Source organism: Wenyingzhuangia sp. 2_MG-2023 (assembly GCF_030548295.1).
Classification (GTDB): domain Bacteria; phylum Bacteroidota; class Bacteroidia; order Flavobacteriales; family Flavobacteriaceae; genus Wenyingzhuangia.
Map to the genome: position 1 here is coordinate 15,875 of NZ_JAUOSB010000005.1, position 25,352 is coordinate 41,226.

General features: G+C 32.4%; 18 protein-coding genes. 5 read left to right on the plus strand and 13 right to left on the minus strand.

The annotated features are described in order from the left end of the window. Positions 1 to 5: 5 nt before the first annotated feature. From Q4548_RS07715 to lpxK, 10 genes are all read right to left on the minus strand, one after another. Positions 6 to 1,490: an alpha-L-fucosidase gene (locus Q4548_RS07715; RefSeq protein ID WP_303453343.1), complete on the minus strand. Its 1,485-nt coding sequence runs from the start codon at positions 1,488 to 1,490 to the stop codon at positions 6 to 8. 30 nt (positions 1,491 to 1,520) lie between these two features. Then, positions 1,521 to 2,966 (minus strand): sulfatase-like hydrolase/transferase, encoded by a 1,446-nt coding sequence (locus Q4548_RS07720; RefSeq protein ID WP_303453345.1) that lies wholly within the window; start codon positions 2,964 to 2,966, stop codon positions 1,521 to 1,523. Between the two features lie 38 nt (positions 2,967 to 3,004). Beyond that, positions 3,005 to 5,425 (minus strand): T9SS type A sorting domain-containing protein, encoded by a 2,421-nt coding sequence (locus tag Q4548_RS07725; protein ID WP_303453347.1) that lies wholly within the window; start codon positions 5,423 to 5,425, stop codon positions 3,005 to 3,007. A gap of 197 nt (positions 5,426 to 5,622) precedes the next feature. Then, a complete protein-coding gene (locus Q4548_RS07730; protein WP_303453349.1) occupies positions 5,623 to 6,543 on the minus strand; it encodes a T9SS type A sorting domain-containing protein in 921 nt (306 codons plus the stop codon). A gap of 46 nt (positions 6,544 to 6,589) precedes the next feature. Continuing rightward, the gene (locus Q4548_RS07735) at positions 6,590 to 7,720 is read right to left on the minus strand and encodes an alpha/beta hydrolase fold domain-containing protein (protein WP_303453351.1); all 1,131 of its coding nucleotides are present in this window, start codon (positions 7,718 to 7,720) and stop codon (positions 6,590 to 6,592) included. A 37-nt stretch (positions 7,721 to 7,757) separates the two neighbouring features. After that, entirely contained in the window at positions 7,758 to 8,105 is a 348-nt protein-coding gene (locus Q4548_RS07740; RefSeq protein ID WP_303453353.1) for a hypothetical protein, read from the minus strand. Positions 8,106 to 8,410: 305 nt separating this feature from the next. After that, on the minus strand, positions 8,411 to 10,240 hold the full coding sequence (locus Q4548_RS07745; protein ID WP_303453355.1) for an arylsulfatase: 1,830 nt from the start codon (positions 10,238 to 10,240) through the stop codon (positions 8,411 to 8,413). A gap of 27 nt (positions 10,241 to 10,267) precedes the next feature. After that, complete coding sequence (locus tag Q4548_RS07750) at positions 10,268 to 12,076, minus strand: alpha-L-fucosidase (RefSeq protein WP_303453357.1); 1,809 nt, start codon at positions 12,074 to 12,076, stop codon at positions 10,268 to 10,270. 394 nt (positions 12,077 to 12,470) lie between these two features. Continuing rightward, on the minus strand, positions 12,471 to 16,601 hold the full coding sequence (locus tag Q4548_RS07755; RefSeq protein ID WP_303453359.1) for a hybrid sensor histidine kinase/response regulator transcription factor: 4,131 nt from the start codon (positions 16,599 to 16,601) through the stop codon (positions 12,471 to 12,473). Positions 16,602 to 16,867: 266 nt separating this feature from the next. Beyond that, the gene (gene lpxK / locus Q4548_RS07760) at positions 16,868 to 17,893 is read right to left on the minus strand and encodes a tetraacyldisaccharide 4'-kinase (RefSeq protein ID WP_336622735.1); all 1,026 of its coding nucleotides are present in this window, start codon (positions 17,891 to 17,893) and stop codon (positions 16,868 to 16,870) included. 90 nt (positions 17,894 to 17,983) lie between these two features. Between lpxK and Q4548_RS07765 the strand changes: the two genes are divergently transcribed. From Q4548_RS07765 to Q4548_RS07775, 3 genes are all read left to right on the plus strand, one after another. Then, positions 17,984 to 19,078 (plus strand): Nif3-like dinuclear metal center hexameric protein, encoded by a 1,095-nt coding sequence (locus Q4548_RS07765; protein WP_303453361.1) that lies wholly within the window; start codon positions 17,984 to 17,986, stop codon positions 19,076 to 19,078. 4 nt (positions 19,079 to 19,082) lie between these two features. Continuing rightward, positions 19,083 to 19,856 carry a zinc ribbon domain-containing protein gene (locus Q4548_RS07770; RefSeq protein WP_303453363.1) on the plus strand — a complete coding sequence of 258 codons (774 nt, stop codon included), beginning with the start codon at positions 19,083 to 19,085 and terminating at the stop codon, positions 19,854 to 19,856. Positions 19,857 to 20,023: 167 nt separating this feature from the next. After that, entirely contained in the window at positions 20,024 to 22,618 is a 2,595-nt protein-coding gene (locus Q4548_RS07775) for a DUF6923 family protein (protein WP_303453365.1), read from the plus strand. Between the two features lie 229 nt (positions 22,619 to 22,847). On the opposite strand, the gene Q4548_RS07780 is transcribed toward Q4548_RS07775, so the two are convergent. Together Q4548_RS07780 and Q4548_RS07785 are read right to left on the minus strand one after the other, a co-directional pair. Continuing rightward, the gene (locus tag Q4548_RS07780) at positions 22,848 to 23,039 is read right to left on the minus strand and encodes a cold-shock protein (protein WP_303453367.1); all 192 of its coding nucleotides are present in this window, start codon (positions 23,037 to 23,039) and stop codon (positions 22,848 to 22,850) included. 188 nt (positions 23,040 to 23,227) lie between these two features. Then, positions 23,228 to 23,845, minus strand: a complete 618-nt coding sequence (locus Q4548_RS07785) for an FKBP-type peptidyl-prolyl cis-trans isomerase (protein ID WP_303453369.1) — start codon at positions 23,843 to 23,845, stop codon at positions 23,228 to 23,230. A 69-nt stretch (positions 23,846 to 23,914) separates the two neighbouring features. Here Q4548_RS07785 and Q4548_RS07790 point away from each other — a divergent pair, with 69 nt between their 5' ends. Further along, on the plus strand, positions 23,915 to 24,301 hold the full coding sequence (locus Q4548_RS07790; RefSeq protein WP_303453370.1) for an RNA-binding S4 domain-containing protein: 387 nt from the start codon (positions 23,915 to 23,917) through the stop codon (positions 24,299 to 24,301). Positions 24,302 to 24,315: 14 nt separating this feature from the next. Then, positions 24,316 to 24,816: a phosphoribosyltransferase family protein gene (locus Q4548_RS07795; RefSeq protein ID WP_303453372.1), complete on the plus strand. Its 501-nt coding sequence runs from the start codon at positions 24,316 to 24,318 to the stop codon at positions 24,814 to 24,816. Here Q4548_RS07795 and Q4548_RS07800 read toward each other — a convergent pair whose 3' ends face one another. Further along, a complete protein-coding gene (locus Q4548_RS07800) occupies positions 24,817 to 25,326 on the minus strand; it encodes a shikimate kinase (protein ID WP_303453375.1) in 510 nt (169 codons plus the stop codon). Positions 25,327 to 25,352 lie beyond the last annotated feature (26 nt).

Genomic DNA, 25,352 nt, shown 5'->3' on the forward strand with positions numbered 1-25,352 from the left:
ATTTTTTAATAAGTAACTTTAAGAGCATACCCATTTGGATTCTCTACCGCTGTACCTAAGTCAACTTCTAAACCTGCTTCTGTTTGTTTCCAATCAATAGCAACATTGCTCCCTAACATACTCACTGACTTTACTTTCCCTAACTGCTCTTTGGTCAAACTCGTTATCACTACTTTTTCTTTAGGGTATTCTAAAGCAATTGCATAAATGGTGTTTTCTTTTTGAGTAAACCAAAAATCATTTGGTGTAAATTCAAACTTTAGCTCACTATTATTTGCTCTGTCATGAGTTCCATTCATTTCAATTTTGGTTGGACCTTCATGTGTTACTTTCCACTTTCTAGTATTGTAAATAGCCTCTCCGTTTACTGCTAAAAACTTTCCAACCTCTAACAAGTTGTTTACAGACTCTACAGGAACTTCACCCGTTGCTTTAGGACCTATATTTAACATATAATTCCCCCCTTTACTCACTATTTCAGTTAACCAAAACAATAATTCTTTTACAGATTTCCAATCGTGATCATAAGAATTGTAACCCCAAGAATTATTGGTTGTTCCTACAGTTTGCCATGGTTTGGTAATTGCTAAATGATCTTGAGGTATCTTGTTATCACCAGGAATGTCAAAATCTCCTAAATCATTTCCTACTCTTGAATTCACCAACATATTTGGCTGTAAATCGTATGCAATTTGATAAAACTTCATACTTTCTTCAGGAGTTACATAATGTGGATAATCATACCACAGCGTTGTCAAATCAGGGAATTTTGTTAAGATTTCTTTTACCTGAGGATAGGCTTTATTTTCTAAATACTCTGTAAATGTATTAGGACTAGGATCCCAAGTATTTACCCCTGCTTTACGTTTCACTCTATCGTGTATTTCTCCACCAGCAGCTATGTATTCAGAAAGTCCACAATCGTTCGCATCTTTCCAATCAATATTATGTGAATAATACAATCCAAAATCAATGTCATACTTTTTACATGCTTTGTACAATTGCTCTACAACATCTTTACCGTATGGAGTAGCATCTACAATATCATACTCGCTTACTTTAGAATCATACATAGCAAAACCATCATGATGTTTTGATGTAATTACGATATATTTCATTCCTGCATCTTTTGCTAATTTTACAACTGCATCTGCATCAAACTCAATAGGGTCAAACTGATCTGCTAATTTTGCATACTCAGCTCTTGGAATTCGAGCACCAAACTGAATCCATTCAGCTACTTTTGGTCCCTTAAGCTCTTCCATCTTCTTTCCTTTCCAGATTCCTCCAGGAATGGAATACAATCCCCAATGGATAAACATTCCATACTTAGCATCATTAAAAGCTTCTTTTGCAACTTCTTTGGCCGCATTCATTTCTTCATACGTTAAAGCTGACTTTTTCTCACTATCCTTCTTAGGCTTTTGTTTACAGCTCACCACTATAAGAACTAAAAGAAGGATTGATGTAATTTTTAAGATCTGTTTCATTCTGCTTTTTCTTAATAGATTTAAAAAACCTTATTCTTGTTTATTCTTTTTTGCTTTTTTCTTTTTATCTGTATTTTTAGGAGCCTTTTTTGACTTTCCTCTTACAACAGACATACACGTTTCTCTAGGTGCTAAAGGTAATGTTGCTTTCCAAGCCGTTACTTCTGCTACTAATTCCTCTACTTTTTTAGGATATTTAGAAGCCAAATTATTTTGCTCTTTCCAATCTTCTACTTCATTGTATAATTCGTACTTGTTCGTTTCAGGATCTACTACTAATTTCCAATCACCATTTCTAACCCCAAGTGAAGGCCAAGTATATTCATGGCTAGATCCACCTCTCCATTCCCAAAAAATAGATTTAGATCTTTTAAAACTTTTTCCCTTAAAAGCTGACATGATACTCTCTCCATCTGGTTGATACTCTTTTGGCAATTTAAGACCTGCAGCTTCATAAAAAGTTGGTAATAAATCTACAGCAGTTACTACAGCAGTTTTATTTTCAACACCTTTAGGAATTACATTAGGCCACATAGCTACAAACGGTACACGAACACCTCCTGCAAACAAAGATCTTTTTTGACCTTTTAACCCACCTGTTTCTCCTACTGAATAATACTTTCCAAGCCCTGCTACTCCATTTTCTTCATCACCTTTATGTAGTTTTTCTTTTTCTGAACCTTCCCATTCCGGACCATTATCGGTAGAAAACACAACTAATGTATTATCATCAATATCTAACTCTTTTAACAAGTTCATAATTCTACCTACTGCTTCATCTCCTTCAGCAATTACTGATGCATACACTTGTTTTTGTTTGTCTAGTTTGCCAAACTTATCCATAAATCTTTCTTGTGGATAATGTGCTGTATGAGCTTCATGTAACCATAAGTTGATAAAAAATGGTTTGTTTTTATTTTTTTTAATGAATTTTTCAGCATAATCAACACCTATAGAACCTGATTTAGGAATATTGATAGTTTTAGACCCATTAAAAGTAGCATACTCATCATATCCATATTCACTTTCTTTAGGAGCATCTTTAGAAGACCATCCTAGGTGCCATTTTCCAAAGTGAGCAGTTTTATAACCTGCCTCTTGGAATGCTCTAGGTAAAGAAATATCCGTAGGATCCATCCAATCTGGCATGCCTCTTTTTTTATGAGCTTTCCACCCTTGAAAATGTTGATGAATAGATTGTCTTGCAGGAAACTGTCCTGTCATTACAGCTACCCTACTTGGTGAACAAACTGGACTGTTTACCGTAAAATTGGCAAAATCCATTCCCTTACTAATCATTTTATCAATGTGTGGAGTCTCTATCCAATTACTTCCATGAGCACTGATATCACCATAGCCCCAATCATCGGCAAAAATAAAAATGATGTTTGGTTTTTCGTTTTTAGATTGTGCCTGTGCTAAAAACCCCAATGATAGTACTAGACTAAAAACAGCTAATGTTATTTTTTTTATCATGATTAATATTTGTTTTGTTTTTGTTTATTTTCTACTTATTATTCTTTTCTTTTTATAAGTCTCTTCAAGAATACAGTTCCTTGTTTGCTAAAAAATTTAACAATATAAACTCCTGTGTTCAAATCAGAAACATTCATCGTTGTTGATCCAGAAACATCGTTCTTCAATAGTTTCCCACTGACATCATAAACATTAACTTTTTTAGGATCAATATTAAAAGAAACCTCATCAAATGTGGGATTCGGAAATAATTTAAGTGCCAATTCTTCCTCTTGTATTACCTCAACAACAGAAAGTGTATCTGTACTAAACTGAACAGCTACTGAAATTCCTTCTATAGACCATTTATTAGTTGCTTCAGTGTTACCTGTACCTACACCAAAATAAGGAATGGTATCTGTATTAAAAACAGTTTTTAAATCTATTATTTGGGTTTGATCTGACAACTTTCCATGTGAGAATGTAACTCCGTCTTTTTTAAACGAAACATCATCATTTGACGAATGTGCGTTTGCGATAGTTATTGTGCTAAAAGAAGTTGAAATATCTTCTAAACTAAAACCTCCACCGTTAGCGTTAAAATCTAATATTTGAACATCTCCAATGGTTTCCACCCATTCATTATCACTTCCAGTAAATATATCATCACTATTCGCGTTTGTTCCATCGCCAACACCCCATGAATAAACAGTAGCCGTACCTCCTGAAATTCCAGAAATTATTGCTTTATTGCTAGGTGGTATAACATCTATTGAGATTTTATACGTTGCCTTCTCATCGGGAGCTGTTTGAATTTCGGAATACATTGTTGCTATATTGTCTATTCCATAATTGGTACTAGCTGCTGCTTTTATTTCTACATCTACTGTGATTGGCTCTGGTGTATGATCTTCAAAAACATTTAATTCTACCGTCCTAACAGCCGTTTCAGACACATCACTAATCGCTAATTTAAATTCATAATCCGTATCTTTTGCTTCGTTAGGTACACCGCTCAATGTCCAAACACCTGCTGTTGTCTCTGTGATAGTTAGCCAAGACGGATAATTATCAAGAGCTAAAAGTGCTGTAATCGTATCTCCTTCTGGATCCCAAAAGTCAATACCTTCTGTTAGTGTGTGTGTATAAGGTATCCCTTTATAAGCAGGAGGTAAAATAGTATATTGTCTTGCCCAATTTGGTGCTCCTGGTGCTTGAAACTGTTTTAAATAATTATCTGTCAACGTTAACTGGGTAAGTGCATAAGGTTGAAGTGTAAGAATGGGTGCATTCTCTAAGTTTGTTCTTACCAAAGGTGTTCCCCATGTAATAGCTCCTCCATTTATAATTCCTGTACTTGTCCATGCTACAAATTGATTATCGGTCAAACAAGCTGCTGCACCAGCATTCCAAGATGTAGTACTCTGCTTTGGAAAGAAATGACCTACTACATTGTCATTCCAATCTCTAGTATCATCTCTAAAAGCATAACCATTATTGTTTCCCATCCAATCAATTATACCAAAATTATAGGTATACAAAACTTCTGGAACTACCATATTACCAGCACCACCAAAAGGATGTCCGAATGAATAATCATCAAAAAAAGTTGCTGTTGAAAATGGATTCCCCTCTCTTTCACCAACACTGTTATTAAATGCAATTGCCGCATTAGGATTACCCGCATGTACAGCATCGGCAAAAGCTTGGTAGACTCTCTGATCATCTATATCATCAGACGCTGGGTTGTCTCCACATTCCTCTTCCATAATATTGTCTGCGGAATCAAAACACCAAGCATCTATCAAATCACCATAACGAATAGCATACTCTTTAAGAATAAACTCTGCATAACAAAACATGTATTTTCGAACATCTGGATTTCCTTCTTCAATATAAGGATGATTATTTATGAAACTCTGAACAGTAGCATTTGTATCACAATACGCTTCCCATCTTTCGGAAAGCTCTGGATAATCATCAGGGATATTGTCAGGAAAACGAGCTAATAAATTGTATGAATTCACATACACCTCTGTTTTTAATCCTGCCGCCTTAATAGCCTTAAGCCAACTTAAAAAAGGATCATCGACAGATGCACGTGGCACCACTAAATTGATTAGTTTACCATTTGAATCTGTGTCGTTTTCCCACAAACTTTCTATAATATCATGAGGAGCTGTATGTACAGGAGAATAAATATTAGGGCTAGTCAAAGCAACTTGAATATAATCAATTGTTCTAAGATCTTTAATTTGTGTCAAAAAATCATCAATACGAATCCCTTCAATATTGGTATTGTAGTTTTTCTCTGGCAACCACAATGCACCCCAAGAACCACGCATCCAGTCTGCTCTTAATCCCTGATCTGAATCGGGAACTTGAGCTTGGATTGTTGCTACAGATGGCAATACAATTACACACACTGTGAAAAACAATATGAAAGTATTACAATGCTTTTTTAATTTTATATTTCTCATATAAAAGAGGGTTCTATTTTTTTAATAAAAACTTGAAAATATTTTTATCCTGATTTTTCTTAAAACTGTTAATCTATTGATACCATTTAAATTATAGATAATTTGAGTATTTTAGTTGGAAGAAAGCAGTATCAAGAAGCTTAAATTTCACTTCTTGATACTTGTTTCTCATTTAATAATTCTATTTTAAAATTGATTTATTTGATAATCAATCTACCTGTAACAACCCCTTCTGTTTTAGAGTCTAACACAACAATGTATACACCAGAACCAAGTCCTGTTACCTCTAAAGAATCAGAAGCACCAAACAACTTTACTGTTTTACCTGTAATGTCTATAATCTTTAAGCTTTCAAATTCTTTGTTTACTGTAAAAGTGCTTTCTACAACTGTTGGAAAAATAGTTAAACCATCTTTTTTTATGTTTTCTGAAGATAGTAACGCATCAGTTGTAAATGTATATGACACATTAGTTCCTACAATTTGATATGTATTCTTGAAAGAAGGTGAATCTGCAGTAGTCATTGTGATGCTAGTAACATCATTATCACTTCCTACTGTAAAAGATTCTCCTGCAAGATTTACAAACGGTACACCAAATGTAATAGTCTCTGTAGTACTTACTGTTTGACCTATGTCGTAAGTACCCGAATTTACACCATCAACCGTGATTGAAGGGTTGTCCACTGACTGATTATCTCCTCCTCTTACCGTAATTCCATCAAAATGTAAATTTGAAATAGAGCTTTCTAAATAACCAGTTCCATTTGCATTAAAATCTACAACACTAATTGCATTTATTGTTGCAGACTCTCCTAAGTTTGCATCAATAGTAGCACCATCAACTCCCCATCTATTGCTGGCATTGCTCTCTACATATGATGAACCTGCTGTAGATGATGGAGTAACTATAGCTTGAATTTTGAATGTAGTCCCTTCTTTTGTTATTTCATCAGAAATAAGTGTAATTGCTCCAGCAACATAAGTACTATCAGAAGCAGTTCTTAAATTATAAGTGTACTCTGTCGCCACTTGTGCATTTGCTTGTGACACCCCTGTTATAAGGATTGTTGCGAACATACCTAATGTTCTTTTTACGTTTTTGTAATTTTTTTTCATGACTTTAATGTTTAAGTTATTATTTATTTTGGTTAGTTATTTTTTGTTAATTATAAGTTGATAAAAAGTTTACTGTTTTTTGAACAATGGTTTCTAAAGTAGGGTCAATGTTTCCTCCTGATTTCCTCCAATTATGCCCTGCATTTTTAACAGTTAAAATGGAGACTGGTGCTCCTATTTCATCTGCCCTTTTTTTCATGTGATACGCATGAGCTACTGGTATAGTAGTATCATTTTCTGCTGCCATCATATACAAAGGAGGACTGTTTGGAGTCAAATAAAAGATGGGACTCATTTCTTTATACATCTCTTTTATTTTAGAAGAATTTTTCTCCTTTTTTGTAATCCTAGAACTAAATCTATCGGCCTCCTTGGTAGCATCTTTAGTTACAAACAATTCTTTAATCGTAAAGTCTGATGGTCCATACCAAGAAACTCCAGCAATTACTTTATATGGGTTTCCATAAAGATTATAATCACCTTTAAACTCATTAGGATCTGCCAACGTAATCATTTGTGCAATGTGCCCTCCTGCAGAATCTCCCAACACAAATACTCTATTACTATCTAAACCTAAATTATTGCTGTTTTTAGAAATGTAACGTACTGCATCCATCGCATCTATTACACAATCTCTCATAAGTACAGACTTATGCTTTACCAAACGATAGTTTACAGAAACCACTGCAAACCCTTTCTTAACAAGCTCTAAAAAAGGTTCTTTTAACGGAGATCTTGCTATATTTTCTTTACTCCCGGCAAACCACCCACCTCCATGAGTATATAATACAAAAGGAATTTTTTCTCCTTCTTTATGTACAGCCGGATAATAAATATCTAAATACAAATCTTCTTCTTTAGTAGTTTTGTACTTTACATTTAAGATAAGATCTTCATTTGTTTTAAGATAAGGAATTTCATATTTAGAAAATTCCTCTTTACTGATTTTAAGATCATTATCTGTATCATATTTTCTAATCAGCTTCCAAACTTGAAACAATTCAGTTCTTTCAAGCATTCCGTTTTTATTACTATCTAGTTTTGCAAATTCACTCATTGCATCCACATAGGTAGCCCTAGATTTTTCTTGTGCCACAAGAGTTCCCAAAAAAAGAAAGTTTACAGCCAGAAGGAACGCACCTTTTTGAATGATTTTATTAAGTGATGTATTTTTCATTTTACAAATATTTTGATAGACAAAAAATGTCATTTTTTTATTTACACTTTTTTCTTACTTCCTTCTCAAACTCCATCACTACTTTTTTTGATTCAGCAGTTAAATTTGAAAGACTGGTAAAGTACTTTTGGTTTATGGCTCTCATTTGAGTTCTAGCATATTGCTTTGTGATTTCAGTAGCTCTTAACTTTTTAAGAACAGCTGCACGATCTTTTTCTCTTTCTGCTAAAAATTTATTTAATGTAACCTTATTGTTTTCTGACAAATTAAATTGAGCAGTAGCTGTATCTACATAACAGTCGTTACTTGGATTTGCTTTTTTCTTTTGTGCATTTGTAGATATTCCAACAAATAGAATGGAAAATAGGATGATTATTTTTTTCATTTTTTAGTGATTTTATTAAAATTAAATAGACTTATAAATTTTATTCCTATATCGGATTTTGAACCAAAACTCCTCCGATATCTTTACTTTGTCAATGTAAGTAATTACTATTATTGTTTTTCATTAGTTATATTTATTGAGAGAATTCCTGGCAATACTTCTCTAGATTCATCTGTAATACTACCTGTAACTGTCTTTGTTTGTAAAAAAGCATAGATCGTATCAGAATAAATATCCTTTTTATATTTTCTTAATTTACCTTTGTTTGATTGTTAAATAATTCTTCAATTTTATTTTACAAAAACTTAGTTTTCACCCTCCTTTTCTACATTGATATAGAAAGCATTAGTAAGAGTTCCGTCTTCTAATTCAAACCAAGCCAACAATTCTGTTTTTCCTTTTTCAACCTCTAATTCAAGATCCGCAGATAATGCTTCGTTATTTGCCGCTACAGACACTTCTTGATTTCCTATTTTGATAAATGCTTTTTTAAACCTCATTGCTTCTCCTTTGATACGAGGATCTGTAGCAACAGTGGCTGCTCTTTCATCTAAAATCTCACTCCCTAAAGGCGTTTTACTTTCTGATGGCCAACGTCTTAATTTAAATAAGTACTTACCTGATTCTACAAAATTGACAAAGAATGGTGCTGGTTTCATAGGCACTCCTTCTCTAATTAACCTTTGGTTCCATGGTGGAAAATAATCTATGGTTCTGGCATCGTGGCAAGTAATTACTTCTTCCTCATCTACACCCAAATCAATAGTTGAGTATTTAGTTTCCTTAATTACACTTTCCCACCAAGAGTCATAAAAAGCATTCATCTTTACTACTTTTTCTGGATGTTGCGCTGCAATATTATCTGTTTGCCCTGGATCGCTTGCCGTGTTGTACAATTCATTTCCATTCACCAATCTCCAATTCCCATTCATTACGCTACTTTGTTTTCCTTTTACAGGCCAAGAAATTCTTTGAGTATCTGTTACTAAATACCTATCGGCTAAAGGTGTTTCTTTGGTTAAGTACGCACTTATATCTGTTCCGTCCATTACTTTGTCTGATTTGTAATCAATATTGGCTAAAGAACATAAGGTTGGTAAAACATCTACATGTGCTGTCAAATCAGTCAATGAATTTCCTGTGTTTAACTTTCCATTTGGCCATCTTATGATAAAAGGTACTCTATGACCTCCTTCATATTCACTTGCTTTTGTACCACGCATTCCTGCATTGTATCCATGTACCTCTCCTGTTTTTTCATCTACTTTATAACCTCCTGAAGTTCCATTATCTGTAGTAAAAATGACAATAGTATTCTCTGCAATTTCTAGTTCTTCCAACTTATTTAATAACTTAGAAAAGTTATCATCTACATTGGTGATCATTCCATAAAAACGCTTTTGACTTTCTAACAAACTTTCCTCATTTTTATACAAATCGTAATATTCTTCAGGAACATTGTATGGAGAATGTGGAGCGTTTAAACTTAAATAGCATAAGAATGGATCGTCTTTTTTATTTTCGATAAACTTAATCGCTTCACCAAACCAAACATCGGTACAATACCCTTCTACTTTTTCTGGTGTTCCATTTCTTAGATACGTATCTCCAAAATAATCGTTATTCCAATAATCTGGTGTTTGACCAACTCCACCACCTCCGTGATAAAATGTTTCTTGAAACCCTCTCTCTTCTGGAGCAAAAGGATGGTTATCTCCTAAATGCCACTTTCCAAACATTCCTGTCTTGTATCCGTTATTTTGAAACACATCGGCAAGAGTCACCTCTTCTCTATTTAACATAGAAGCTCCCATAATGGTATGCCAAACTCCGTTTCTATTACAGTTTCTACCCGTCAACAAACCTGCTCTTGTAGGTGCACATGTAGTACCCACATGGTAATTGGTTAAACTAACAGATTCATTAGCAAACTGATCAATAGTAGGAGTCTTGATAATATCATTTCCTGTATGACCTAGATCTCCATACCCTTGATCATCTGTAATAACGATAATAACATTAGGTTGTTTATTTACCTCTTCTGATTTTTTGGTTTTGCAAGAAATCAATACAGCAAACAAAGCTATCAATCCTATGTATTTGTTTCTATTTTTCATTCTATTGGTATTACTCATGGTTCTATGATTAAATCTCTATTCTGACTATTGAATTGGCTTGATAATTATTGATTTTAAACTGGAAGTCTCAGGATTCCCTTCAACTAAAGAAACTGATATAGTATGTTTTCCTGCGGTTTTAAACTCTATAATTCCCATTGGATATGCATTGTACTTTTCTGTGGCTGCTTGTTGATTCTGCACCTCAACCCCCTCATCTGTAGTTGTTTTCCAGACCAAACGACCCTGCCCACTATAATTTAAATCCAAATAATAGTAACCTGGTTTTAAGACGTTTACTTCCCATTCAGCTTTTCCATTTTTTTCCCACAAACTTACTTGAGTTGTTTTTTTCCACTCTCCAAACTTCTCCATCCATCTTACAGAATTTTTAGTTGCATTAGAAACCGTTGCAAAATCTGTTAACATTTCTGTTTTAATATTTGGATATATACCTAAAGCTTTATCAACCTTTGCCTTTTCTGCTTTTGTTTTTAAAACAACCTCTATTACAGAAACGGTAGCATTTGGTTTTTCAAATGGAACATCTATAACAATCCAATTGTTCTTACGGTTATATTTAAGTTCCGATTGATTCTTATTCTTTCCTACAATATTTACAGATGCAATTTCACTCTCTAACCCTGGCACGTACAGTTTTCCGTCTTGTGGCCAATCAAATACAGAAAGATATAAAGAATGGTCTTGTGTGGTTACATCTCCCCAAGATAATGCATGTCCCCATGGAGAACTTCCTGCCCCATAAATAACTTGTGGATAATTTTGAATCCATTGACCTGCTTCTTCTAAAAACTGAACTCCTATTTTAGGCACACTACCTTCTCCATTAGGTCCAACATTAAACAAATAAGTACCTCCTCTACCCACGGTAGATATTAGTCTGTGTAAAATTTCTTTTGGACTTTTAAAATTGTTATCATACCAAGCGTATGACCATGAATCGTTGTTGGTATCGCAGCTTTCCCACAACACATCTAAATTGGTAGGAGGCACCTCCATGTCTCCATGACTTACATAATCTCCCAAACCATAACCAATTCTACTACAAAGCATTGTATTGGGTTGTAATTCTCTTACCATATCTGCCAATTCTACTACATATTCTTTTGGCATTCCACCTGGTGTGTCAAACCACACAAAATCTATAGTTCCGTAATTGCTACAAATTTCTTTTACCTGAGGCTTACATTTATTGTAGAAATAATCTTTAAATGGGGCTTCTTTACCATTTTTGTGTGTAGTTGGTCCATTAGCACCTCCTGGAGTTGTCCAATCTTGATAATGTGAATAATAAAACCCAAATCCTAAACCTAATTCATGACAAGCTGCAGATAATTCTTTCATAGGGTCACGTCCGAAAGGAGTAGCATCTACAATGTTAAAATCACTTGCTTTAGAATCAAACATAGCAAAACCTTCGTGATGCTTACTGGTAATAATAATATATTTCATACCTGCATCTTTTGCTAGTTGAGCAATTGCTTTGGCATCAAATTTTGTGGGGTTAAAATCTTTGGCTACTTTTTTATAGTCTTCTGTAGAAATATCTGCCACTCTTTTGTGCATAAGCCATTCCCCAATACCATAATATGTTTTATCATTCCACTTTCCTGCTAAATGAGAATACAACCCCCAATGGATAAACATTCCGAAATTGCTTTCATCAAAAAACTTCCCTCTTCCTTCTCTTATGTTGTTATTTATAACAGAAGTTTCTCCCCACATCTCATCCATACCTTGATCTATTTCTTTTTTTTCCTGAGAAAAAACTTGAAAAGAAAAAAGCATTACCACACACAACAACTTGATATATGGATTATGATTTTTTAACATATAATTAATTTTTAAAAGTTTAAAAACCAATTATTGAAAACACGTTTGTAAGTAGATAAATAGAATTTGATGATTCAGTTGCTTTTTTTAAGTTTTTAAACCTAAAAGATATTGTACAAAACTACGATTCAATCAATCCACTCCAAATTAAGTATTTCTATTTAAAACATATATTTTTTAAACTTACCTCAACAATCACAGTAAGTAAATATCAAATTTTATGTTTTACATATATTTTACATGCTTTAATATAATTGGACACTACAAATATGTAGCTCCAATACAACAAAAGACTTACTCTCATCGTTCTTTTTGGTTATCCTATTCAACCCGATTGATTCGAGCAAGCGTTAACAACTGAAAAACAAATATTTAAGTCGTTTCTATCCTCAAATCAATCATCTATTTTTTTCACAAATTCTGAAGGAGAAACACCATGAATTTTCTTAAAAGCAGAAGAATAATAAGATTTTGACTCTATTCCTATTTCAAACATTACGTCTGCAGCTGTTAAGTTTTTATTAAGAGTTAATAATTCTGCTGCCTTTTGCAAACGGAAGTTCCTTAAATACACATTTGGTGCCTGTCCGGTAAGTTCTTTAAGTTTTCTATAAAAATGAGACGTACTCATTCCGATATCCTTAGCCAATTCTTCAACTCCAAAAGAAGAGCTTGACATGTTTTTTTCTATAGATATATTTATATTTTCTAGAAACTGTTTATCTCTATCAGAACTAATTAAAGAATCTTTTGGTAAAAAACTATTTCTAGAATAATATTCAAAAACACGTTGTTTGTTTTCTATTAGCTTCTTAACCCTTACCTCTAAGTATTTTATAGAAAATGGCTTTACAATAAAATCATCTGCCCCTATCTCTAGACCTTTAATAGCTTTCACCTTATCTCCTATAGCTGTTAATAAGATAACAGGAATGTGGCATAATTCATTACTAGACTTCATTTTCTCACACAATTTATACCCATCTAGCTTAGGCATCATTACATCACTAATCACTAACTGAGGAAGATTTTCTTTTACCTTATTCAATCCATCTTCTCCATCTACTGCTAGTATAATGTTATAAGTAGTTTTAAAAGCCTCGTACAAAAAGGTTCGCACATCTTGTTCATCATCTATAATTAAAATTGTTGGAAGAGAGGCATCTGTAGATATGTCTTGAATGCTTTCTAATTCAGAAGGCAACCAATCTGTTACAATTTTCTGATATTTATGTAAAACCACCTCTTCTACGGCATTACCCTGATTGACAATAGGTAACGTAATTCTAAAAACTGTTTTCTCTTCTGGATTGCTTACCACAGATATGGTTCCATGCATTAAGTCTACTAAAGATTTACATAGTGCCAAACCGATTCCTGTTCCATTCCAATCTTTTTTTTCATCAACACCTCTATAAAAACGGTCAAAAATTCTATCTATTTTTTCTGGTGGAATATCTATCCCTGTGTTTGTTACCTGAATAAAAAGAAGTTCTTCATCATTCTCTTGAACAATTCCTGCCTCTATACTTATTTCCTTATAAGAATTAGAATATTTAATGGCATTTGAGAACAAGTTTAAAAGAACTCTCTCTGTTTTATCTATATCTATAAAAACGTGTTTGTTGGGTTCATTTACCTTGTAATAAAAATTCATAAGCGACCTTTGAGCGTAGTCCTCAAAAGATTCTAGCAACGGATACATAAAGTTCCCCAAAGTTACTTTAGAATAATTGAGTTGCATGTGTCCTGTTTCTGCTTTTCTATAAGAAATTAACTGATCTATTAAACGCTGTAATCTAGATATGTTATTTTGAATGATAGAGAAGTATTTCTGATTTTCTTCACTTTTATACTGATCTGCAATTTTTTCTAAAGGTCCAATTATAAGTGACAATGGCGTTTTAAAATCATGAGATATATTGGTAAAGAATCTTAATTTTGCTTGATTCATATCTCTCACTCTTTCCTTTTCTAACTGCTCAAATTTGAGTTTTTGATTTAATTTTTCTAACCTAACAAAATATTTAAACCCACCATAACTAAACACTACTAATAAAACCACCCAAAGAGTTATACTCCACCACCTTAGATACCAAGGAGCCAAAACTTTTATCGTAAACTTTTCTGTAGTGTTTGTCCAAACTCCATCTCCGTTGGCTCCTTTGTATAAAAAATCATAGGTACCTGGACTCAAATTGGTATATGTCGCTGTTGTTTTTCCCTTATCAACTTCAATCCAATCTTTATTAACTCCTTCTAATTTGTAAGCTACTTTATTTTTGTTAGGAGTTACACTGTGCTGTACAATAATATCTAAGGATATATTTCTATTACCATGTTCTACTGTTACTTTTTTAGTATCAGAAATTAAAGTGTCTAAAATTGTTTTTCCATTGATCTTTTTTCCAGAAACAATAGGCTGATTGTTAATTTTTAATCTTGATAATAAAATTTTGGGTGCATTTTTATTTTTTACAATTTGTTCAGGATCAAAAATATTCAAACCTGCCACACTTCCCATTAGCATAATTCCTTTTTGGGTTTTTAAAAAAGCCGATTGTCTAAAATTATTCCCTAAAATTCCATCGTTTACATCGTAAAAATTAAAAGCTTCTTCTTTTACATCAAAACAACCAATTCCCATGTCTGTGCTTATCCATAGTTTGCCTTGATCGTCTTCTAGAATTCCATAAATTACCTCGTCACGAAGTCCATCTTTTCTGTGATAGCTTTTTATACTTTTAACCTCTCCAACACTGTTTAAAACCATTTTATTCAACCCTCCACCAAAAGTTCCTAACCACACATTTCTCTGACTATCAATAAAAACATTGAAAACATGATTATAGCTTATAGGAAAATTTTTAGACGTTGTGGTTAAATAATCTTTAACCATCCAATCTTTCTTTTTAGCTCTAACTCTAAAGACTCCTTTATTTGTTGTAAACCAATGGTTACCATAGCCATCTTTTACATAATCATTAATTTGATTATTTTCTCCAACATCAAACAATTCCTTTTCTACCTCAATAGGCTTGTTCTTTAAAATTGTTTCCCAAGGGTTCTCTACTAAAAAAGCCTGAGGTCCTCCCAAGATAATTTGATCTTTATTTATTTGCTGAATTGCTCTATTAAAAATCAAGCTAACCTCAACACCCTTTACTTTTAAACGAACAGGTTTTAGCCTATTTTCCTTTTCATCAAACAAATAGATTCCTTCATTGGTTGCAATCCACCAATATCCCTTAAAGTCTTGATACAAGCATAAAACCCATTGGTTTTTTAATGATCCTAGTTGTTTTTCGAGACGATTAAAAGAAACTCTACCTCCTGTTTTTAAATCTAGCTTTTCCTCAGTTCTACAAATAGTACTTCCAAAAAAGGAAACCCAAATCCTACCTTTATTGTCTTCTGTAATATCTGTAATCAGGTTACTAGACAGTGATTTATCATCGTATGCATTGTGAGAATAATTTTGAAAATCTTTTTGATTCTTATCAAATTTATTCAATCCTCCCTGAGCAGTTCCAATCCACAACACCCCAAAATCATCCTCATAAAAACAATTTACACGGTTACTTGTTATGACATTTTTGTATTTGGAATCGTACTTAAAAGATGTAAAATCTCTGTTTTTGGTATTGTATTTTACAACCCCATTATCTCTAGTTCCAATCCATAAATTTTCATCTTTATCTAAGTACAAAGATAAAATATCACATTTTGCATTTGCACTTCCTTTGTCCTCATTTAAATAGGCTCCTAATGTAAGTAACTGGCTATTTTCATAAAAAGTATGATACAAACCTGCATTTGTTCCTACCCAAATAGAGTTGTTAATTTTAAGTATTTTTTTTATTTTTTTTACATTTACTCCTAACTTAAGCTCAAGAATGTTTGTAGAATAATTATCTTTAATATCAATCTTATACATCTGATCTGTAGTAGCCACCAATAACTCCGAACTTGAAAGAAATTCTAGATCTATTATGTGTTTGCCTTTTAATACTTTTTCTAAATTTATTTCGGCAATTTTTTCAATTTTTTCAATATCGCTAGCATCGGAATCATAGATATCTATTTTAAAATCTGTACCAATCCAAATTCTTTTTTCAGCATCTTCTTTGATAAAAGTTTCTCTTTTTACCGTGTTATCTATAGGAATAAATTTCTCTTTGTCCGTCAAGTACATACAAAGTCCTCCTCTAGTTCCAATCCATAATCGCCCTTTAGTATCACTCAAAAGACTTGATATAAAATTGTTAGGCAGCGACGTTGAATCTTCTGTATTATGGTAGTAATAATCAAATGAATACCCATCATACCTAACCAAACCGTTAGGAGTAGCAATCCACAAATACCCTTTTGTATCTGTTACAATTACATTTACTGTATTCTGATCAAATCCTTGTTCACTTTTAAAGGATTCAACCCTTTGATTTCCATTTATTATGTTTTTTTCTTGAGCATTTGTAAGGTTAAACAGCAAAAATGCTAACAGATAAAATATTCTTACTTTCATTGTGTAATATTTTGTGCTTTTATGAATATTTTATGCATAAAACAAGAGTTTGTTAAATTGGTTTACATATTAAAAAAAACACCTTTAACAACAGATTAAAATTAGTTTTATATCAATAAAAAAACAAAATAAATCAAAATATACAACACTCCATGTATAATTATTGTTTTTATGAAAAATAAAATACAACAATCTCTAACGATGTAGTTCTTGATGAAAAGATATTCATAGAAATTCTAAATTTCACTTATTAGCAAGTAAGCATTTTATTGCTTTATAAAATCTAAAATAGCAGTATCAAAGACGTCACTTCTATTTAAAAATTGAATCTCTATAGGTAAGTAATATAAATTGTCTATTTCATCTTGTAGTCTAACGTAATCTTTTTCTGTAGTAATGATTTTTTTAGAAATAGATTTTTCATGAATCTCACCCAACTCTTTCACAGAAAAATTATGATGATCTGAAAACTTTAAATGTTCAAATTCAATTCCTAGAAAAGTTAAATAATCCATTAGCGGTTTAGGCTTTGCAATTCCTGTTACCAAAACCACTCCTTCGCTTTCAGAATCTTTTAAATCTTTTAAAGAAATTTCCGAAGTTCCAAAAACGCTATCTGCATATGTTATCTTGGTAAAATAAACTTGCTGATTTTTATTAGGTGCTATTTTTCTCAATATATTCTGTTGCTCTTCAACAGATAAATCTTCAGGACATTTTGTAACAACAATACTGTCTGCCCTTTTTTTTCCCCACCACAATTCACGTAAATTTCCAGTAGGCATCATAAAATCTTTATAAAACAAATCATGATAAGAAGTAAGTAAAATCTGATAACCCGCTTTTATTTTTCTATGCTGATAAGCATCGTCTAACAAAATAATTTCTGTCAACGGTTTTTGAGTTCGTATTTTTTGGACACCTTCAACTCTATTTCCATCAACTGCTACAGTAATATCATCAAACTTTTTGTAATATTGATAAGGCTCATCACCTAAATTTGCAACTGTTATTTCTGGATTGGCCAAAACAAAGCCTTTGCTTTTTCTTTTATAACCTCTACTTAAAACGGCTATTTTATGTTTTTTACGCAACAAACGTATTAAATATTCTATCTGTGGTGTTTTACCTGTTCCTCCAACACTTAAATTTCCTACCGTAATAATAGGCAGGTCAAAACTAGTTGACTTCAAAACTCCTGTATCAAACAATAGGTTTCTAATGACAACTATACTAGCATACAAAACAGAAAAAGGAAAGAGCAAAACTCTTAAAACAAAAATGACATTCATTAATGAATCGTATATATAACGGTAAGATATCAAATCTAAAACAATTTAAAGCTAGAAACAACTAATCCAACAAATTCTGTATTTTTGAGTATGAAAATTAAAGATGTTACAAATTATATAGAAGAATTAGCTCCTCTTGCTTATGCCGAAGATTTTGACAACGTAGGCTTATTGGTGGGAGATTACAATACAACTATTACAGGTGTTTTAGTTACTTTAGATACTTTAGAAGAAACTGTTGACCAAGCCATTGATGAAAAATGCAATTTGATTGTTAGTTTTCATCCTATTATTTTTGGAGGTTTGAAAAAACTAAATGGAAAGAATTATGTGGAAAGAATTGTTATAAAAGCCATTCAAAACAACATTGCTATTTATGCCACTCACACCGCTCTAGACAATAGTTTTAGCGGAGTTAGCGCTAAAATGTGTAGTGTTTTAGGTTTGCAAAACAAACAAGTATTGATTCCTCAAAAAGAAACCATCAAAAAATTGGTTACTTACGTTCCTATTAACCATGCTGATACCGTTAGAAAAGCATTGTTTAATACAGGTGCCGGTGGTATTGGTAATTATAGCAATTGTAGTTTTAATACGCAAGGAACGGGAACATACAAAGGAAACGAAGCCTCTAATCCTACCCTTGGAGAAAAAGGTGTTCTGCATCAAGAACAAGAAACTCAAATAGCTATTACATATGCCAAACATCTAGAAATCAAAGTACTAAAGAGTTTGTTTGAATCTCATCCTTACGAGGAAGTGGCTTATGAAATTACGACTCTTGAAAACACCAATCAACATATAGGAATAGGAATGATAGGTGAACTACCTACTCCTATGAATAGCACAGATTTTTTAAAGTATGTAAAAAAACAAATGAATACAGCCTGTATTAGACACTCTGTTCCTTTGTCTAAAAACATACAAAAAGTAGCTGTTTTAGGTGGATCTGGTAGTTTTGGAATATCCGCTGCTATGTCAAAAAATGCAGACGCATACATCACCGCAGATTTTAAATACCACGAATTTTACAAAGCAGAGGGTAAAATCTTGATTACAGACATTGGACACTATGAAAGTGAGCAGTTTACAAAAAACTTATTAGTTGACTATCTTCAAGAAAAATTTTGTAATTTTGCAATCATTTTATCAAATAAAAGTACAAACCCAATATATTACTCATAGTATTATGGCAGTGAAACAAGAAATATCTGTAGAAGACAAGTTAAGAGCTTTATATAATTTACAATTAATAGATTCTAGAATTGACGAAATTAAAAGCGTACAAGGTGAGTTGCCTTTAGAAATTGAAGACTTAGAAAGCGAAATTGCTGGTTTGACTATTCGTGTTGACAAATTAAATCAAGACGTAACCAATTTTGAAACTGAAATTGCTAACAAAAAATCTAGCATTGAAGAATCAAAAATTTTGGTAAAAAAATATGCTGAACAACAAAAATCGGTTCGTAACAATCGTGAATTTGACTCTTTAACCAAAGAATCTGAATTTCAAGAGTTAGAAATTGAATTGGCTGAAAAAAGAATTCGTGAAGCATATGTTAAAATAGAACATAAAAAAGAGGTTATTTCTAAAACCATTGATAAGTTAGAATCTCAACAATCTCATTTAGGTCATAAGAAATCTGAATTAGATGCTATCTTAAAAGAAACTGAAAACGAACAAAACTCGTTGAACAAGTTGTCTGAAGAAATGGCTGACAAAATTGACAACCACTTATTAGTAGCATATAAGAGAATTAGAAGTAATGTAAAAAATGGATTGGCTGTTGTTGCTATTGAAAGAGGTGCTGCTGGAGGATCTTATTTTACTATTCCACCACAAGTTCAAATAGAAATAGCTAGCCGTAAGAAAATTACCATCGATGAATACTCTGGTCGTATTTTAGTAGATGCAGCATTGGCTGAAGAAGAAAAAGAAAAATTAGCTTCTATTATAGGCTAACCAACATATTTATAACACACTGAAAAGCATCTACTTAAGTAGATGCTTTTTTTTATGCCTTTATATTTGCAACTCACCTACAGTAAAACGTCATTCAACTAATTAGCAAAAAAAAATCTTGAGTCCTCTAGTACCTTTGACAACGAAATCATTTAAAGACCATTGTCATGAAAAAAAGAATACTTAAAAACCCTGTAATCCTAACTGTATTACTTATTATCACATCCTTTAACTTATTTGCTCAAGACGAGCCTTTTAATTGTGTTTACGACGCTTACTTGTTTCAGTATAATGATATTTACGCTGTAAATCTAGCTTCTGGAACATCAATCTTAGTTTCAGAAAATATTGTAGAAGGAAAAATTAATGCTGCAGGATACAACAGTGTTGATGGATATCTTTGGGGTTTTTTACAATCAAAATCTAAAACATTGGTGAGAATTGGAAAAGACTTTCAAAAAAACGAATATGAAATTACTTCTTTACCTAATGGAGGTAGCTCTAGCTATATTGGAGACATCAGTATAGATGGAATCTATTATTTTAAAAAAAATAATGTAACGTATAAAGTTGACTTAAACCCAAACTCAGAAAATTACCTTAACTACACTGGTAGCTTTACCTTGTCTAAAAGTATAAACATACACGATTGGGCATTTAATGTAAACGACAACAAATTATATGCTGTAGAAAAAAAGACCAATCACCTATACAGAATAGATCCTGAGACAGAAACCCTTACTGACTTAGGAGAAGTACCCATCTTACAAGGAAGAAGTTATACTTACGGAGCTGTTTATTTTGATTTGGACGGAGGATTTTACATCTCTGCAAACGAAACAGGAACCATCTATAAAATTAAAAAAGTACAAGACCTTACCCCTAATAGTTCAATGAACTCTAATTTATTTGCATACGGACCTGCAAGTGCATCTAACGATGGTGCTAGATGTCCAAGTGCTCCCGTGCCTGACGAAGATTGTAGTAATGCAATTGACGACGATGGTGATGGCTTAGTCGATTGTGATGACCCCGCTTGTTCTGGAGTAGATGCCTGCCCAACTATCACCCTTACTACCAGTGGAAACGAAGGAGGATTGGAAAGTAACAACCGTCTTTCTGAAAAAATTACCTCTAGAAACTATTTAAGAAGCAAAACCAACTACAGCTTTAAAGCAAACAAAGCTCCAACTTTTAAACCAAGTACTACAGCTTACGTAGGTGGAACTGTTTTAGGAATAGAAGACTTTATCCCTTATGATGCAATTGAAAATACTACCCCTAAAATTTCAAGTCCCTCAGATTTGTTAAACTTAACCAACGCAAGTAAAATATTCTCTGTAGATTATTTAAACAGTCAAGAAGAAACAGTTGCTTCAGTATTAGCATTGCAAACAGAAAACGAAGTATACGAACACACTAAATACATTTGTGACAGACTATTAGGTGGACAAATACTAGGAATCAATACTTTTTTAATTGAAGAAGAATTGTTTATCAAAACAACAATTAAAAACCCAGGTGGAGAAATAGAGCATGTGCTTAGTTTTGCTGTAAATGACAAGGGAGATACTTACGGAGTAGAATCTCACTGGAATTTGGATAAATATTCTAATGACACTTCTTTTTACAACTTCCAAATATGGTCTAACTCTGTTGATGATTTGTACACCTTGGCTTCTACTATACTAGAGAGTTTTAAAAATGTAAAAACAATTTCTAGTTTTAACAACTCAACACCACCAAGCACATATGTTAGAAATGGATATTACAAAAACGGAAAATTAACCCTAAATATTACCAATACAAACAACAGTCACAGTTTGAACATTAAAGGAGGGATAAGAGCTACTGAAACTAGTGAAACTGAAGCTGTAAACACTGATTTAGAAATAGACAGCTACAGTACTAAAATTGAATTTGAATCAGGATCTCTTTTTGACTTTGGTTTTAGAATTGAAAGTGACAAAGGAGGTACACCAGATGATGTATTTATTGCAGATGGAGCTTGGGGTATTGATGATTCATCATACAACACAAACATTACAGAGTACGAAATTACTCCACATACAGAAGAAGCTACCGAAAATACATTTTTAGTAGAAAGAAACATCAACTTAGCTGCCACAACTGCAAACTACGTATCTGTTTACAAAGCTTTTACACCAAGATTTAGAGCTATTGACTTGAATGAATACAATACATTAAAGTTAAACACTAAAGGAACTGGAGAATTGTCTGTAATAATTATGAAAGATGATGTAGAAAACTGGGAAGATCAACACAAATACTCTTACGAATTGTCTGATGAAATGGAAACTAAAGAAATTCAATTGTCAGAATTTAAAAACGACAACGGAGATTCAATTGACTTGTCTAATGTTACCATGATTGTTTTTACACTAAATGCTACTAAAATTGGAGTTGAAGAAGAGAAAAAAGTAACGATAGAAAACATACAGTTCAAACAACTAGAAGCTGTAATTGTTCAAGAATCTGTAAATAGTGATACTGTAGAATTTTTCCCAAATCCAATTCAAAAAACCTCTACAATCCATTTTGATAGCGAAACAGATAGCACTTATCAACTTTCAGTTTACAACTTGGCAGGAAAAAGAATTCAATTGATAGAAGGTGAAGTAAATGCAGGTGCAAATGACATACTTTATGAAAAGCCAACCGATTCTGAAGGAATTTATATTTACAAAATAAACGTTCAAAATGGTAAAAGCTACAATGGTAAATTAATTTTTATCAACTAAAAAAATATCCCCTAAATTAAGCTGAAAACTATCGGAGCTGAAAAGCTTCGGTAGTTTTTTATGTTTTATTTATTATTGAAAATAATAACAACCTAACTCATGAAAGCTTACATAGTTGTAGAAAAAACCACCTACAATCTTATCCAAATAAAAACAATATAGCATAAAAAAAAGACTGCTCAGAAAATAACTTCTGAACAGTCTCTTTAATTTGTAAAAAGAAATAAAATTATAAAATTCTAACGTCTACTGCGTTTAATCCTTTTCTACCGTCTTTTAAATCGAACGTCACCGCATCACCTTCACGAACTTCATCAACCAATCCTGAGATGTGTACGAAATAATCTTGTTTTGTGTCTTCATCAATAATAAATCCAAATCCTTTTGATTCATTAAAGAACTTTACTGTACCTTTTTTCACTTTGTAAATATATTTTAATAAAGAACAAACATAATATTTAATAAATTAAATCTATAATTTTTTTCAGAAAAATATAGATAAATATCTGTTAGTCAACAAAAAAGTCTACCCGAATCTGAGTAGACTTTTAAATTTTATAATAGCTTTTTATTTAATTTACAATTAAATAAAACAAAAACAGTAAGAAATTAATCAACTTGAGTAACGGTTCTTAAAGTAATTTTAAAAATCAAATTTTTATTAGGAGCTACTCCACCACTTCCTAAATTTCGATATGCCAAACCAGAAGGAATGATTAAAAATCCTTTACCTGAATTAAAAAATTGTCTTGGTGTGGTTGGGTCTGTTTCATCCACCTCTCCTCCTTTAAAAGCAGCCATTCCTACTTGCCATCCTTCTATTGTATTTGACAAACTAATAAAACCATCGTTTGTATTACTTTCTTCTATCACAGAACTTTCATCATCTAAAGTGGTTAACTGATAGGCTATGTTTACAATATCGTTACTATCAGGGTTTTCTTGTGTACCTGTTACGGTTACATAGCTGTACATATCATAAGCAACTTCGTTAACAGTGTCTTTATAATTGATTAGATTGTCATCAGATTTTAGAGCAATCTCTCCATCTTCCAAATCTTTAAAAACATCGTTTGTAGCATCGTAACTATGCGTTTCTAAATACTCGTCTATCAAAACCTTATCAATATCATATTGGGCTTGATGATCAAAAACAGCAATACTATCTTGTTGACAACCTATTAAAACTACCGTTGATACCGTATAAAATATCCTTCTGAAATTCATTTTTTATTCTTTTGAAGTCGCAATTTACAATTTTCCTATCTTAGCAGAAAGAAACATTAAGAAATAACAATGCGAATTGATAAATATTTATGGGCCATCAGAATGTTTAAGACTAGATCTATAGCTACAGATGCTTGTAAAAAGGGACACATAAAACTTAACGGAACCAACGTAAAGCCTTCTAAGGAGGTGTATATTGGTGAAAAAATTGTGGTTCGTAAGAACCAAATCAATTACCAACTAGAGGTTTTGGACATACCGCCAAACCGTGTAGGTGCTAAATTGGTGGATTTGTATAGAAAAGACACTACTCCCAAAGAAGCATTTGAACACAACGAACTTTTAAAACTAGCCAAAGATTATTATCGAAAAAAAGGAAGCGGTAGACCTAGTAAAAAAGATCGTAGAGATATGGATGAATACCAAGAAAAGAATACTTTTGACAACGAAAATTAATTTCATTTATACACATGAATAAATCTATCATTTTAACGCATCAAGAAATCACGCAAAAAACAAGAAGAATTGCTTTTCAGATTTTAGAAAGCAACTGTGATGCTGAAGAAATTGTATTGGCGGGAATCAATGGAAATGGTTATATTTTTTCTCAAAACATCAAAGAACATTTGAATCAAATAAGTGATGTTAAAGTGACCTTGTGTGAAGTTTTATTAGACAAAAAAAATCCTTTGCTAGCAACTACTACGAGCATACCACAGAACGAATACGAAAATAAAAATGTTGTATTGATTGATGATGTTCTAAACTCTGGTAAAACATTAATTTATGGAGTAAAACATTTTTTAGAAGTTCCTTTGGCTTCTTTTAGAACTGCGGTATTGGTAGACAGAAATCATAAATTATATCCTGTAAAGGCTGATTTTAAAGGAATTTCTTTATCTACTTCTATGCAAGAACACATTGAAGTAGATTTTTCAAATCCAACAGAATCTAGTGCTTATTTATGTTAATTAAATTTTAGATAGTATTTCTGAAACAATTTCATCTACCGATTTTGCATTTACTGCTACAGAAAGTTGGGCTTGTAAATAAAATTGATTTCTTTCAAACAGATGTTTCCCGATAAACTCAGGTAAATCTGCATCTTCTATTCTTGCTATCAAGGGTCTTTTTGATTTTTCTGGCAACAATCTTTCTACCAAAGTAGGGATATTTGCATTCAAGTATACAGATGTTGCATTTGCATTTACCAAGTTCATATTGTTTCCAAAACAAGGTGTCCCCCCTCCTAATGACAAAATAAAATCTTCTTTTTTTGTCAAAATCTCGTTCAAATACTCCATTTCACGTTTTCTAAAATAGATTTCTCCTTGATCACTAAAAATTTGAGAAATTAGCTTTCCTTCTTTCATTTCAATATAGTCATCTAAATCTATTCTACTGACTTCTAAACGGTTGCTCAATGCTTTTGAAATGGCAGATTTACCACACCCCATATATCCTACTAATACTAATTTCATGCGTTTCTATTGTTTATGAGTAACGG

What these genes read in the sequence shown, in the direction of transcription:
- Q4548_RS07715 (WP_303453343.1), bottom strand. Translation starts at nt 1,490, where the DNA reads ATGAAACAGATCTTAAAAATTACATCAATCCTTCTTTTAGTTCTTATA.
- Q4548_RS07720 (WP_303453345.1), bottom strand. Translation starts at nt 2,966, where the DNA reads ATGATAAAAAAAATAACATTAGCTGTTTTTAGTCTAGTACTATCATTG.
- Q4548_RS07725 (WP_303453347.1), bottom strand. Translation starts at nt 5,425, where the DNA reads ATGAGAAATATAAAATTAAAAAAGCATTGTAATACTTTCATATTGTTT.
- Q4548_RS07730 (WP_303453349.1), bottom strand. Translation starts at nt 6,543, where the DNA reads ATGAAAAAAAATTACAAAAACGTAAAAAGAACATTAGGTATGTTCGCA.
- Q4548_RS07735 (WP_303453351.1), bottom strand. Translation starts at nt 7,720, where the DNA reads ATGAAAAATACATCACTTAATAAAATCATTCAAAAAGGTGCGTTCCTT.
- Q4548_RS07740 (WP_303453353.1), bottom strand. Translation starts at nt 8,105, where the DNA reads ATGAAAAAAATAATCATCCTATTTTCCATTCTATTTGTTGGAATATCT.
- Q4548_RS07745 (WP_303453355.1), bottom strand. Translation starts at nt 10,240, where the DNA reads ATGAGTAATACCAATAGAATGAAAAATAGAAACAAATACATAGGATTG.
- Q4548_RS07750 (WP_303453357.1), bottom strand. Translation starts at nt 12,076, where the DNA reads ATGTTAAAAAATCATAATCCATATATCAAGTTGTTGTGTGTGGTAATG.
- Q4548_RS07755 (WP_303453359.1), bottom strand. Translation starts at nt 16,601, where the DNA reads ATGAAAGTAAGAATATTTTATCTGTTAGCATTTTTGCTGTTTAACCTT.
- lpxK (WP_336622735.1), bottom strand. Translation starts at nt 17,893, where the DNA reads ATGAATGTCATTTTTGTTTTAAGAGTTTTGCTCTTTCCTTTTTCTGTT.
- Q4548_RS07765 (WP_303453361.1), top strand. Translation starts at nt 17,984, where the DNA reads ATGAAAATTAAAGATGTTACAAATTATATAGAAGAATTAGCTCCTCTT.
- Q4548_RS07770 (WP_303453363.1), top strand. Translation starts at nt 19,083, where the DNA reads ATGGCAGTGAAACAAGAAATATCTGTAGAAGACAAGTTAAGAGCTTTA.
- Q4548_RS07775 (WP_303453365.1), top strand. Translation starts at nt 20,024, where the DNA reads ATGAAAAAAAGAATACTTAAAAACCCTGTAATCCTAACTGTATTACTT.
- Q4548_RS07785 (WP_303453369.1), bottom strand. Translation starts at nt 23,845, where the DNA reads ATGAATTTCAGAAGGATATTTTATACGGTATCAACGGTAGTTTTAATA.
- Q4548_RS07790 (WP_303453370.1), top strand. Translation starts at nt 23,915, where the DNA reads ATGCGAATTGATAAATATTTATGGGCCATCAGAATGTTTAAGACTAGA.
- Q4548_RS07795 (WP_303453372.1), top strand. Translation starts at nt 24,316, where the DNA reads ATGAATAAATCTATCATTTTAACGCATCAAGAAATCACGCAAAAAACA.
- Q4548_RS07800 (WP_303453375.1), bottom strand. Translation starts at nt 25,326, where the DNA reads ATGAAATTAGTATTAGTAGGATATATGGGGTGTGGTAAATCTGCCATT.